7 protein-coding genes are annotated in these 14072 nt (G+C 70.3%); all 7 read right to left on the reverse strand.

What is annotated here, in order from left to right:
• The 7 genes from CA237_RS10225 to CA237_RS10255 are packed head-to-tail and all read right to left on the reverse strand — an operon-like array spanning position 1 to position 14041.
• Complete coding sequence (locus CA237_RS10225; RefSeq protein WP_126013976.1) at positions 1-3105, reverse strand: CHAT domain-containing protein; 3105 nt, start codon at positions 3103-3105, stop codon at positions 1-3.
• Positions 3102-10022: a filamentous hemagglutinin N-terminal domain-containing protein gene (locus CA237_RS10230; RefSeq protein ID WP_164523861.1), complete on the reverse strand. Its 6921-nt coding sequence runs from the start codon at positions 10020-10022 to the stop codon at positions 3102-3104. The genes CA237_RS10225 and CA237_RS10230 overlap by 4 nt, the downstream gene beginning before the upstream one ends.
• A gap of 9 nt (positions 10023-10031) precedes the next feature.
• Complete coding sequence (locus tag CA237_RS10235; protein WP_126013980.1) at positions 10032-11765, reverse strand: ShlB/FhaC/HecB family hemolysin secretion/activation protein; 1734 nt, start codon at positions 11763-11765, stop codon at positions 10032-10034.
• Positions 11766-11824: 59 nt separating this feature from the next.
• Positions 11825-12352 (reverse strand): hypothetical protein, encoded by a 528-nt coding sequence (locus CA237_RS10240; protein WP_126013982.1) that lies wholly within the window; start codon positions 12350-12352, stop codon positions 11825-11827.
• 14 nt (positions 12353-12366) lie between these two features.
• Complete coding sequence (locus CA237_RS10245; RefSeq protein WP_084401332.1) at positions 12367-13422, reverse strand: TIGR02594 family protein; 1056 nt, start codon at positions 13420-13422, stop codon at positions 12367-12369.
• The gene (locus CA237_RS10250) at positions 13326-13550 is read right to left on the reverse strand and encodes a hypothetical protein (protein ID WP_066688713.1); all 225 of its coding nucleotides are present in this window, start codon (positions 13548-13550) and stop codon (positions 13326-13328) included. The genes CA237_RS10245 and CA237_RS10250 overlap by 97 nt, the downstream gene beginning before the upstream one ends.
• Positions 13550-14041, reverse strand: a complete 492-nt coding sequence (locus CA237_RS10255; RefSeq protein ID WP_066688715.1) for a tlde1 domain-containing protein — start codon at positions 14039-14041, stop codon at positions 13550-13552. Before CA237_RS10255 ends, CA237_RS10250 begins: the two co-directional genes overlap by 1 nt.
• Positions 14042-14072 lie beyond the last annotated feature (31 nt).

Consider the following 14072-nt stretch of genomic DNA (forward strand, 5'->3'; position numbering starts at 1 on the left):
TCAGCGCGCCGCGATCCGTGCGCCCGCCCCGCCACTCAGCATCGACTTCGCGCTGTCGCCGACCAGGAAATACGGCCCCCAGTAAAAGGGATGCGAATATTGCGGCTGCGCGATCAACGTCCGCTGCGCGCGTTGCAGCGCTTCGCCGATGCTGTGGGTCCGCGCCTCGCTATAGAAGCTGCGCATGAACTCCTTGCTCTCCTGCTCGGCCGACACCTGCCAATAGGTTGCCAGCACCGACCGGGCATTGGCGGTCAGGAACGCGCGGACCAGTCCTTCCAGCGTCGATCCCGGCTCCTCCTGCCCGACCGCGCGGCGCAGCGCCTCGCCCCGCACGCCTGCCGCCGTGTCGCATGCCGACAGCACGACGAGATTCGCGTCGAACTTCAGCTTTGCGATCTCGGAAAAGTCGAGCAGCCCGTCCGACCCCGGTTGCCCGAACGACGTGACCAGCGCCGGCGGCGACTTGGAACAGCCCCACAGCCCTTCCTCGATGCCATGCGTCGCGAAATGGACGACCTCATATTGGTCGAGGTCCTGGCGTCCCTCCACACCGGTATCGCTGAACGCCCGACCGGTGACGAACTGCGCATCGCGCGCGCCCAGCGCCCCGGCGGCAATGTTAAGTTCGCGGGCGTCGATTGGTTTTAGCGAGCGGGCGATGCTGTTCAACCGGTCGGCGGCGACCATGCAGCCGAAGCCGACGCGAATCTGGCCGTTCGAGCCGGGTGCCGGCACCGGCGATCCGGGCTGGTTCTGCCCGAAGCCCAGAAACGCCCGCTGCGCCCGCGACGCCGGCAGCGCACGCGACACGAGGAAGGATCGTGGCGACAACGCGGTCGAGATCGAGGCATTGGCCGCCAGGAACGCGGTGCGCGAGAAGTCGAACGGATCGCTCTTCGACGCATCAGCCGCATAGCGCGTCACCAGCACCCCGACCGGCAATTGCTGCAACGGTCCCGACGGATCGACCACGATCGCGCGCGACGCCGCCAGTACCGGTGCCGCCGGCCCGCTGACCAGCCGGTACAGCGTATAGGCGCGGGCTTCATCGAACGGCACCAGCTTGCCCAAGCCGAGATCGCCATCGATCGACTGCCGCAACTGCCCGGCCAGTTCGAGCACCGCACCGCGCGCCGCCTCGCTCTCGGCGACCTGATACAGATAGGTCCGGTCGGCGGTGACGACCATGCCGTAGATGCGGCGGTTGAGCGTGGTGAGTTTCAGGAACGTCTCGCCCGGGCGCAGCGCGGCGCGCAGTTCGGCCAACGTCGCCGGGCTTTCGTCGAGCGTGCGGTAGCGCGGATCGGCGGCCAGCTGCGCATCGACCGCGAGCAGCCGGTTCTCCGCCGCCTCCCGCGCGCGGTTCAGTTCGGCGGTCGAGCTACCCGGCGCCCCCTCGCCCCCGCTCGACAGCGCAAAGCGCAACCGGGTGAGTTCACGCTCCAGATCGGCCCGCTCGCGCACCGCCGCGCCCACCGCCGGATCGGCGGTGACGACGTCGCGGAGTTCGGTGATCTGCCGCGCGACCGCCGGCTCGCCCGCCGCCTGCACCGCGCGGAAGAACAGGTCATAGGTGTCCGCCGCCGGCCTGGCGGATTCGGCGACCAGCAGGTCGAGATAATCCTCCATGCCGATCGCGCCGCTGGGCGCGGTCCCACCCGACGCGATCACCGCATCGACCGCATCGCGGAACGCGCTGCGCGCTTCGGCCCGCGATGCACCCGCCCGGGCATAGACCGCCGCGCGTTCCAGTTCCGCCTCGGCAATCGCCGGCTCGCTGCCCGTCCCGGCATTGGCGATCGACCCGCGCCGCAGCAACTCGACCGTCGTCGTATAATGGTCGAGCGCGCCGCGATAATCCCCCGCCTGCGCGCGCAACCGCCCCTGCTGCCGCGCGATCCGAGCACCCAGCCAATAGAGCTGCGTCTGGTCGAGCCGCTGGTTGGTCAGCGGCCGATAGATGGCGGCGGCAGCATCGATTTCCCTGAGCGCTCCCGGACGATCACCGGTCCCCAGCAATGCGATGCTGCGCGCATAATGCGACTGCGCATCGAGCACGAGCCGCGACAGGTGCGCGGTATCGGCCAGCGCCGGCATCCCCCGATCGCCCGCCGCCGGCTGGTTGAGCGCGACCAGCGTCGCCGCATCCTCCAGCGGCCGGTCGGTCGCGCCGGGCGTCCCGCCGCTGCGGTCGAGCGTCGCCAGCGCCTCGTTGAACGCGGCGCGGTTGATCGCATCGAGCGCGCGATAGGTGTCGAGCTTGCGCAGCAGGAACGGCGTGCGCGTCGCCGGCACCGCGACGAAGATTGCGCGCGCCCCCTCGAAATGCTGGGCGGCGGCGTCGGGGAAGCGGATGTTGGAGTCGGCAAGGCCCGCTTCCAGCAGCAATTCGGCTTTCAGCGCAGGCGGTGCGTCGGGGGTCAGCCGGGCGAGCGCATCGTTCAGCACGCGCGATGCCTCGACATGCAGCCCCTTGTGGTTGAGCGCGATGCCCTGCGTCAGCGCGGCGCTGGCGGTCGCCTGTTGGGCGGGCGCGGCATCGGCCGCCAGCGCCCCTGCCCGCACGGGCAGGCTGGCGGCATCGACGCTCGCGGTCGCGACATAGGTCGCGGCGACCGCCGGCTGGCGCAGCCCGGCAGCGATGGCCAGCGCCTCCTCGACCTGCGGCAGGATCGCCGGGGTGCCCGCCGCGACATAGCGCCGCTGTCCGCGCGTCAGGTCGAGCCGGATCGATTCCAGCCCGGTCTGCTTGTCGAAACACCGCGCCGCGGTGGCGGGATTGCCGCTGATGGTCAGGTCGCGGCGGTCGCCGCAATCGAACTGCGCATCGACCGCCTCGATCGCCGCTGCTTCGGCCGGCACGATCCGGACGGTGCCCAGCGGCCGGCTCGCCGCGACGCTCGAACAGGTGATGGCATAGGCGCGCGAGAAGGGATCGGGTGTCGCCGCGTCGCTCCAGTTGCGCGCCGCCGCGCACCGCTCGCCCGCGGCATTGCTGCCCAGGTTGAAACTGTCGAGCCGCGCGGGCGGCGTGGCGGTGCATCCTGCCAGCACGGCGGCGGCAGCACCCGACAGCAACGGGACGATGGGGCGACGGATCAAGGCTTCGGCTCCTGCGACGGCACGACGGTCGGGGCGGGCGCGGCGGCATCGGCGGGCGTTTCGGGTACTAGTGCCGGCAGCCCGCTCAGCAACGCTTCGTTATTGCCGCCGATGATCGGGGTGAAGGGCAGCGACACGTCCTGCAAAATGCCGAACACCGCCTGGCTGTCCCAATCGAACACCTGCAAGGTCGGCTGGATGACGATCGTCGTCAGACACCCGGCACCCGACCCGGCCAGACAGCCGTTGATCCGGCTGTTGGGCAACAATTGCGGCTGGATATCGATCACTGGATTTCCGAGCAGCGCCGCGCCCGCCCCGGTGATGCCGTTGATGTCGCCGAAGAACGCGAAGCTGGCCGCCGCTGGCGTGCCATAGGTCGCGATGCGCAGCGCGGGCGTGACCGGCGCGGTCAGCGATCCCACGGAGACGCCCGACGACCGCCCCGGCACCGCCGTATTCTGGAACAGCGCATAATCGCCGAACCGGACGGTCAGCGACCGCGCGGCGATCATCGTCGTCGCATCGGGCGCGAAGAAGCCGCCGCCCAGCTGCGTATTGTACAGCGCCGAATTGGGGTTGCCGATCAGCGCCTGCGCCTGCGCGCGTCCGGCATCGCCCGGCTGCAACGTATCGAGGAACCCGGTCGACAGCCCCGCCGCGATCCGGTTGCCGCGCAGGTCGAGGTCGTTGTCGCCGACCAACAGCCGACCGCCCGCATCGCTGGTCGCGATCAGGTGGATCGTCGCGGCATTGCCGTTCGCGCCATCGCCGCCGATGCGGATGCTGCGGCCGGCCCCGGTCGCGCTTACCTGTCCGGTCACGCGGACATCGCCGGTCGACAGCATCTCGACCGATCGCCCAACGGAGGGGGCAAGCGCGACGCTGCCGATCTCCATCGCGCCCGCGCCGCCGTCGAACGCGACGCTGTCGGCCGCGACCTGCGCGACCTCCGCCGCCGACAGGCGAAAGCCGTTGGCCTGCGTCCCGTCACCGATGCGCAGCGCGGTCGTCGCCGGATCGCGCGTGGCGAAGCGGACACTGCTCCCCCGGATCGCGCCGGACAGTTCGGCATCGGCACCGCGGATCGCGATCGACGGCCCGCCGCTCAGCGCACCCGCGCGCACCAACCCGACCGCATCCAGCGTGATGCCGTTGCCGCTACCCGACGCCAGCGACAGTCCGCCGCTGCTGGTCGCCTTCAACGCCCCGCCGGCCCGCACCGCGCCCAACGTAACGCCGGCGCCATCGACCGACAGCGCGCCACCCGCCGACACTTCACCCGCATTCACCGCACCTGTCGATGCGAGCGACACATCACCGCCTGCCGCCGCATTCTGCAGCGTCAGCGCCGAACGCGCCTCGACCAGCAGCGCCCGTGCCGCCGACAATCTGTCCCGCACCTCGACCGAGGTTCCGCGCAACGTCGCCGACCCGGCGGACTCGACGCTGGCCAGCCGCGCCGTTCCCGCTTCCACCGTCAGATCGCCGCCGGTCGTGCGCAGCGCCGTCGCGCCGCCATTCCCGGCACCCAGCGTCCCGGCGGTCTTGATCGTCAGCGCCTGCGCGGTCAGCGCGCGCAGGTCGATATTGCCCGCTTCCAGCGTTGCCGTGCCACCGACCGTCGCCGTACCGAGCGCCAATGTCGATCCGGCCTTCGCCTCCAGCGTGCCCGCCGTCAGGTCGCCGCCCCGAACCGAACCGCTGCTCGCGATCAACGACACCGGCCCCGTCGCGCTGATTCGTCCGGTCGTCAGGTCGCCGCTGCTCAGCGTCACCGCCATGCGCCCGACCGTCAGGTCACCGGTCGTCACGCTGCCATCATGGGTCAGCCGGTCGACCGGCGCGCTCCCGTCGAAGCCGCCGAGCGACCCTGCCTCGACCGATCCCAGCCGGATCGCCTGCCCGCGCCCTGCCCGCAGCGCCAGCGCGGAGCCCGCCCCGGTGCGCAAGCTCGCGCCCGACAGGTCGATGCCGGCGGTAGCGTCGAGTATGATCGGTGCCGTACCGCCTGCCGTACCGCTCACCAGCGTCAGCCCCGACGCCCCGCCGATCGCGCCGTTCGTCGCGCTCAGCCGAACCTCGCCGCCCGCCTGCTGCTCACCGCCCAGCGCGATCGATCCTGCGGTCACCCGATACGCACCGCCAGCGGTCACGCCGTTCGCCAGTGTCGCCGCGCCGCTCGCCCGGACGGTGACGTTCCCGCCCATCGCCACCGCGCCAAGCTGCAACGCGCCCGCTGTCGAATCGGCAGCCAGCGAGCCGGCTCCGGCGACCGGCCCGACCGCGATCGACTGGCCGCCCAGCGTAACATCGCCGGTCGCGCTCACCGTGCCGCCGCTCAGCGCACCGCCCTGCGACGCCGCCGTGACCGCCCGTCCCGCCAACCGGTCGAACCGTAACGCGCCGGCCGACGTCGCTCGCAATGCGCCTCCGGCCGTCACCGTACCCAAATTGCCGGTCGTACCGGCGGACAACACCGCGTCGCCGACCGCCTTGCCGGTACCGAGCGTCAATGCTCCGCCGGTCGTGGCCGACAGCGCCCCGCCGCTATCGACCGACCCGATATCGATCGACTGGCCCGCCAGCGTCGCATTGCCGCGCGCGACCACCGCCGTTCCATTGAGCGCCCCGCCCTGCGCGGTCGCCGTGACCGTCTGCCCGGTCAGCTGGTCGAAGCGCGTGGCACCCGTCGTCGAAAGGCCGAGTGCTCCGCCGGCAGTGACGGTACCGAAAGTGCCGGTCGCGCCGGTCAGGGTCGCATCCCCGGTCGCCCGGACCGTGCCGATCGCCAGCGCGGCGTCGCTCTTCGCCGACAGCGATCCACCACTCTCGGCCAAACCCAGATCGATCGACTGCCCGGTCAGCGTCGCGTTGCCGCGCGCGACCACCGCCGTTCCGATGAGCGCGCCACCCCGCGCCGTGGCGGCTATGCTCTGTCCGGTCAACCGGCCGAAGCGCGTCGCGCCGCTCGTCGTGATGCCGAGCGCTCCCCCGGCGGTAACGTCGCCGAAATTGCCCGAAGCGCCGGTCAGTACCGCGTCGCCCGTGGCCTCGATCGTACCGATCGCCAGCGTACCCGTCGCATCGGCAGTCAGTGTCCCCGCGTCGATCCGGTCGAGCGTCACGTCGGCGCCGCTCAGCGTGATCGCACCAGTCGACGACAGCGCATCGCCGCGGATTGCACCGCCGCTCGCGTCGATCGACGCACCCGACACGCGCCCAAACGACAGCCCCTGCGCCCCGCCCAACGTCACCGCGCCCGACGCATCGACCGATCCCAGCAGCGCCCGTCCCGCCGCCGTCAGCGATACCGTGCTGCCCGTCACCGGCCCGGAAACCGTCAGGTCGCCCACCGTCGCCCGCAGCGCGACCGGCAAGCTGCCGCCATCGATCCGGTTGGCGGTGATCGCGGTCGCGGTGATCGATATATTGCCGCCGACCACATCGCCCAGCACCGCATCGGTGCCGACCGTCAGCGAGAAGGGCTGGCCGGCGCCTGCCGACAGGCTGGTCCCGGTGCCCGTGACGAACCCTGCCAGTCGTCCATTGGGCGCCGCCACCGTCAGCGCACCCGTAGCGCTGCGCACGAACGGGGTGCGGATGTCGCGGCCCGATCGCACCGTGACCGCGCCGTTGGCGGCGACGCCATCGGCCACCGACACGTCGTTGCCGGCACCCGTCCCGATCACCGACGCGGTTCCAGCCGACGCAACGCCCTGCACGAACACCGGGCCGAGCGCGCCCAGCGCGACGTCGCCACCGGTCGTCGCGATCCGCCCCAGGGTCAGCACGCCATTCGCCGCCTGCACCTGCACATCGCCGCTCGTGTCGATATTGCCGCCGGTGACCACCCCCCCGGCGGCGATCGCCGACAGGCTCGCCGCGCGCGCATTGCCGAACCGCACCGCATTGCCGCCGAGCGTCACTGCGCCATCGGTGTTGATCGCGCCGGTCGTCACGTCGCCCGCCGCGCGCAGCGTTACCGGTCCGCCGAGACGCAGGTCGCCGGTGCGGATCGCTGCCCCGGTCGTGGTCGCTCCGGTCGCCACCAGTCCGGCGGCCTGCACGCCGCCGATCGTGATCCCCTGCCCATCGGTGGTCAGCCGCACCGTGCCGCCGGCATCGATCCGACTGTCGCCCAAGTCGATTGCACCACCGGTCGCGCCCAGCGTGACGCCTTCGCCACCGGTCGCATCGCTGTCGGCGCGGATCGACAGCGCATTGCCGCTGCGCGTAATCCCCCCGGCCGACGCGGTCGCGCTATAGGCGCCGCGTGCCGTCTGCGTGCCGCCGAGCGTGATGGCCGTTCCCGACAGCGTTGCCGCCCCGTCCGACGTCAGCCCGCCGGTCACTCCCACGCTACCGCCGGTCGACACGACGCGGACATTGCCGCCCGTGCTGCGGATCGTCCCCGCGACCGCAATCGCACCGCCCGCGTTCAATTCTACCGCGCCGGCATCGGCTGTCAGGGTGCCGGTCACGCCGATGCCACCCCCGGCATCCAGCGCGACCCGGCGTCCGGCCGCACTCGCCACCGACAAGTCGCCCGATGTCGCACCCAGCGTCACCGCCCCGGTCCCACCGCGCACATCGCCCAGCGTCACCGCCGTCCCGCTGGCGGTCACGCCGGTCGCGCCGGACACGCGCCCCGCACGCAACGTGCCACCGCTGGTCAGCGTCACCGCCCGGTCGCGGCTCTCGATCGTGCCGAGCGTCAGCGCCGTCCCGCTCGCCAGCGTCACCGCGCCGCTGGTGCTGATATCGCTCTGTACCGACAGCGTGCCCGCCGCGCGCAGATCGATTCCCTGCAACGCGCCGCTGACCGCGATCCGGCCGACCGTCAGATTGCCGCCGGTGCTTTCCGCCGCGAAGCCGTCGACCAGATCGAGCCGCCCGAAGGTCAGCGATCCCGCCGACCGGAACGCACCGCCCGGCCCCGTATCGCCGTCGAGCGTCGCGATGGTGCCCAGCGACCGTGCGGTCACGTCGCCGAGCTTCAGCGGCGCTTCGCTGGCGGTAAAGACCCGGACGTCCAGCGCGCGGTTGGTGCCGCCGGTGATCGTGCTGCCATCGGCCAGCACGATACCGTCCGCACCCGCCGCCTGCAGCTTGATGACGTCGCTGCGCCGGCTGCTGCCCGACGCGATCGCCAGCGCGCGCGAGCCAGTAATACCCCCGGTCAACGCGGTGACGTCGATCCCGCCGCCGCTGCGCAACGCGCTGCCACCCAGCGTGACCGAACCGCCGCGCAGGCTGACGCCGTCGGATGCCGCAACATCGCCGCCGACAGTCAGCGCAGTGCCCGCGACCACGGTCGCACCCGCACCGCTATCGATCCCGCCGGTCGTCACCGCGCCGCTGCCGCGAACGTCGATCGCGCGGTCGGATGCCAGATCGCCCGTGACGATGGTCGACCCGCCGATCGACAGTGCCTCGCGCAGGTTCACATCGCCGGTGCCGATTGCACCGCTGCCCACCGCGCCGCGCAGTGCCCGCGCCTCGACCGATCCGATATCGATCGCAGTGGCACCGTCCCGCCGCGCCAGCGTCAGCCCGCCACGCCGGTCGTCGCCCGCGATCAACCGGCTGCGGCTTCCCAGCCGAATATTCCCCGCGCTGCTACCCAGCGTTTCGAGCAGCAGGCCGTCATCACCGGTATCACCCGACCGCAGCGTCACCGTACCGATCCCGACGATATCGCCATCGGTCGAACTGACGCGGAACTGGCCACCCGCGCGCTGCGTCACCGGGTCCGTCGCGCCCAGCGTCACGCCGCGTCCCGACAGCAGCACGTCGCCACCGGCGGTGACGTTGCCGGCGATGCTCAGCGCCCCGCCCGATGCGACCGAAAAGTCGTCGCGGGTCTGCACCGCGCCGCCAAAGCTCGCCGAACCGCTGGCGCCGGCGACGATGTCCGCGTCGCGATTGTCGGCGCGCAGCGCGCCGTCGACCAGCAGCCGGGCGACGCCGCCGGTCGCCGCCGCATCGCCCGCGACCGTCACGCCGTTGACCGCCGCCGCCGGCTTGCCCGCCGACAGGACGATCCCGCGCGACCCGGCGCTGGCGGTGGTCACCGCCGCCGACACCTGCAGCAGCGAATCGGTCAGCGTATCCTGCGATGCCAGCGCGAAGATGGCGTTGTTGCCCGCCACCGTGCCGCGCACATATTGGCTGGTGCCCGCGACCGCGCTGCCCCGGTTGATCGTCACCGACAACGGGCTGCCCGAACGATAGTCGAGCGTCACGTCGCTGGCGGTGACGAAGGCGACATCCTGTCCCTCCGCCACGAACTCGCCATGCGCGTCGATCTTGGGGGCCAGCATCACCAGCCCGCGCGTGCTGCCGTCGACGCGCAGCTTCGCGCCCTGTTCGACGGTGATCGCCGACTGGCTGCCTGCGCTGGCCTGCAACCGATAGCTGTCGCCTGCCCGCACGAAATCCTCAGGCGATATGTCCAGCGTGGTCAGCACCAGCGACCCGGTGTTGAACGCCGCCTTCGACCCGACCAGGATGCCGTTCGCATTGTGCACCCACACCGCGACATTGGCATCGCTGGTCAGCTTGCCGAGCAGTTGCGATGGGTTGCCCGACACGTCACGGTTCAGCACCGCAATATCCCCGCGCAGCCCGCCGAGCAGCCGGCCGTCGGTGAAGTTGACCTCCTTGCTTTCAGGGATGTTGAACCCGTTCCAGTCGATGACGGTGTTCCGCCCGCGCAGGTCGACGCGCAACCGGTTGCTGCTGTCCTTGAAATCCGGCCGCAGCCCGTCGGTCCGTACGTCGCGCACGTCGCTTTCGGTCGGCAACCGCACCTGCGCGCTCTGCGCCACCGCCAATGCCGGGAACAGCGCCCCGCAGGCGGTGGTGAGCACGAGAGCGGCGCGAAGGCGGCGGGCGGTGGCGACGACGGGCATCGGCATTTCCTATCGGGCGCGATCGCGCAGCTGCGCGGTCAACGAAACGAGCACACGCGCTGGCGGACGACGTTCGTCGAGCAGCAGCGCCTTGTCGAGCGGCTTGGCATAGGCGACGTCGAGCACGACGCTGCCGGGCAGCGACAGCCGGACGCCGCCACCGACACTCTTGAAATTGCGCGGCCCCTCGATCGCGGTACGGTCGAGATTGCGCAGGTACAGATGGTCGTAAAAGCCGAAGAACTGTGCCTGGACCGGCGACCAGAGCGGCACATCGGCCCGCGCCTCGAACCGGCCGCCGACCGCATGGTCGCCGCTGTTCGAACCGGGATCATAACCGCGCCCGATCGTCAGGCTGCCCAGCGCAAACTCCTCGTAATTGAGCAGCGGGTCGTTCGACCATTGGAACTGCCCCTGCGCCGCGATGCTGAAAATCGGCCCCACGCTGACGGTCGCGTCGACCGCGCTGCGGAACACCAGCGCCTGCGGGTTGCCGTTCAGCCGCGACGTCAGCACACCGTCGGCGAAGCGACGCTCGCTGGCGTCGAGGATGCCCAGCCCCTTGCGCAGCTCGCCACTCGCCGCGATCGACAGCCAGACATTGCCGTTCGCATCGACGAACTGCTTGTCGCCATCCAGCCCGACAAACACCACGCGCAGCTTGTCGCGGGTCAGCGTCACCGCATCGCTGCCACCGCCGACGCGCGAAATCTGGTCGATATAGTCCAGCCCGCCGCGCACCCGCGCATTCGACCGGATCGACCGCGCCAAGGGCCGCGCGACGTCGAACCCGGCGATCAGCGTATTGGTGCGCAGGTCGAGCGCCCCCAGATCGGGCCGCGACCATGCATAGGTTGCCCGCGCGCCGAAGCTGGTGCCGGCGCTGTCGACCTCGAAGATATGGCCGCCCTGCACGATGAACTGTTCGGGGAAATCGACCGCCGCCGACGCGCCCAGATAGGTGATGTCGCCCAACCCGGTCAGCCCGTACAGCTCACCGCGCGCATAGACCGTTTCGCGACCGAGCAACGCCGAATTGTAATTCTGGACATTGGCGAACAGGGCAAAGCGGCGCGAGCTGACCGTCAGGTCGCCGATCACATCGCCCTGTTTGCCGCCCGACGCGCGCAGCGACAGCGCCACGTCGAGCCCCGGCACGTCACCGGCCAGCAGCAGCAGCCTCTCCGCCTCACGCTCGTTCAGCGGGTCCATCGCCTGGATCTGCGCCAGCCTGCGCCGCAGCAACGGTTCATAACGTCCGGCATCGCCGCGCACACGCAGTTCGACGATGCGCGCGGTCACCACCTCCAGCCGCAGCACGCCGCCCGTAATCTCCTGCGCCGGAATCTGGACCGACGCGATCCAGCCTTCGGACCGCAGCGCGGCGTTGGCGCGGTCGCGGATCTCGCACACCGTGGCGATCGACTGGTCACCAGTCGGTGCCTGCACCTTGGTCAGCGCCTGGGCGATTTCCGGCTGCAACGGTGCGCCATCGGCCCGGCTGAATGCCACCCGGTTCAGCGACACGCGCAGCGGCGAGTCCGCGAACGGGCAGTTGCCGATCGCGAACGCACCGCGCGAATCCACATCGGCGCGCGGCGCCCGGTCCGTTTCCGGCACGGGCGGGGTCACCTCCTGCCGGCTGGGCAGTGGTGCCACCTGCGCCCATGCGGTCGCGGGAACGGCCAACGCGACCGCCCCCGCCAGCAGCTTCCAACGTCCCGAACCCGGCTTCCGCAACACTATCTTCCCCCTTGTTGCCGGCGCCGGTTGACCCCGTGTCGCCGACGATCTTTGCCCGATTAATCGTAGTCTTCGTAATATATCTGATCGAGCTGCCACCCGTTCCTGCCCAGCGCGAACTCCATGTCGCCGATGCGAATGCGGTCCTTCGCCCAGGTCGGATCCACCTTTACCGTGCGCGTGGCTTCAAGCAGCTGGCGCTGGGTCTGGCCCTCACCATCGACGTTGTTCGGGTTGTCGAGCAGCTTCTTCAGCACCGGCCCGACCTGAGCAGGCGTCAGGCGATGCTTGGGGCTGTCGTCCAGATCGCCATGCTGCATCACCGTCGGTGCGCTGAGCGCAGCAATCCCCGCTGCATCGTTCGCCAGCGCCGCCGTGCGGAACCTGGTCCAGAACTCGTCCAACGACTGGCCCGTCGCCGCAGCGGACGGGGTCGCACTCGCCTCCACCGGCGGCGTAACCGGCGCGACCGGGGCCTCGGCCGGCGCCTCCACTGGCACCGCGGCGTCCGTCGCGTTCGCCTCGACCGCCGTTTCTGCGCCGCCACAAGCTGACAGCAACAGCAGCGCGCCCAGCCCGATCGTCATCGTTCCCGGTCCCTTCATCGTCCCTCCGGCCAGCGCATGGCCTTCACCGTATATTTGTTGAGCGGGTAGCTGGAGACCTTTACCTGGTTCCCCTGATTGCCGCCCAGCAACTGGATATGCGTCGCGGTCTGCCCGACGAAGAACGCCACGTGATTTCCCGACGACGATCCGGTCGCGCCGTCGACACCGCGCGGCGTGCGATAGATATGGACGATGCAGCCATAGCGCGGTTCGCGCAGCGCCGTGCCGAACTTGCCCCAATCCGCCGCCCGCGCGCTGCGGATGCCGCGAATGCCGGCCTGTTCGAGGCACCAGTTCACGAACGACGCGCACCACGCAACCTCGTCGGTCTTGGCGGCCAGCGTGGTGGTGGCGTGATATTCGACGATGCGCGGATTATGGCTGCGCCCGGCGACTTCGGACACGCCCTTCTCGGCCAACGCCACCCGCATCCACGGTGCACCGATGGTCGATCCGGGCGGCTCCAGCTGCGCGCTGCGATGCGGTGCCGGACGTGCAGCGGCTGCGGGACGCGCCTGTGCACGCCGGGTCGCGGTCGCTGTACCGCCCATCCCGCGCCCCAAAGGTGCATCGCCGATCGGCAGGTTGCGGATCGACGGCGCCGTCACCGCACGGGTCGGCGTGCCGGTAGAGGATCGCGCGGCGGACGGCGTGCGGGGCAGCGCGGCACCGGTAATGCCCAGGCTGGACCACGTCTTCGCACCGACCACGCCGTCGACCTCCAGCCCGCGGCTCTGCTGAAAACTGCGAACTGCACGCTCGGTCGCCGTGCCGAACACGCCGTCGAGGTCCAACGGTGGGCGGGGACGTGCCGTCGTGTTCAACAGATGCTGCAACATCTGGACCTGCTGGCCCCGGGCGCCTCGATCGATCTCTCCAAATCGCACGATTCCGTCTCCGCCTTTCAATAGGCGCAACGTTGAACGTTCCGCCTTCGCAATGGATGCATCATTTACCGTCTTTTGTCGGTCCGCCCCCGCAACAGAGTCAGCGCGATCAGCAGCACCAGCGAGTCGATGGCGACCAGCGCCAGCCAAGGGCTGGTCCATTTGTCCATGTTGACCGTCCGCCCGTAATAGGGTGGCCCGGCGCCATAGGCCTCGTTCAGCATGTCTGCGCTGATCCAGACCGCCCCGGCGACCATGAGCGCCGCCAATATCCAGCGCAGCACGCGCATCAGTAACGCACCGTGACCGTCACGAAGCAATCGGGCGACGGCCCGACCATCTCCCGCAATCGCGCCACGAAACGTCTCATGTCGTTGGTCAGGTCGATGCAGCCGGCGCTGCCCGGCGTCGAACCACCATGGATGAAGAAGCCGCCGCGCCTGTGCGTCACGGTCGCCGGCATGACGTGCAACGTGACGCGGTAATCGCCCCAAGGCGCGGCCTGATCGTAGCGATACCAGGACCGTTCCCACAGTTCGGCCGGGTTGATCCAATATTCACCGGCGGGGATCGGTCCCTCGCCGCCCAGACGCTGTCGTTCGGCCGAGTAGTCGAAATTGCCGCGCGCATCGGGCCTTCCCGATACCGCGGACCATGAATATTGAAGCCTGGGTCCACGCAGGGTCAGCGTGCGCCCGTCGAACAGGATATGCACCGGGGACCGGCCGCATTGCGGCACCGCCGGATCGCCGCGCTCATGCGCATATCGGTCTTGAGGCATATAACGCTCCTCTCGATCCCCCCGAGGATAG

It is taken from the genome of Sphingomonas sp. ABOLH, assembly GCF_003951715.1.
In the GTDB taxonomy this organism is placed as follows: domain Bacteria; phylum Pseudomonadota; class Alphaproteobacteria; order Sphingomonadales; family Sphingomonadaceae; genus Sphingomonas; species Sphingomonas hankookensis_A.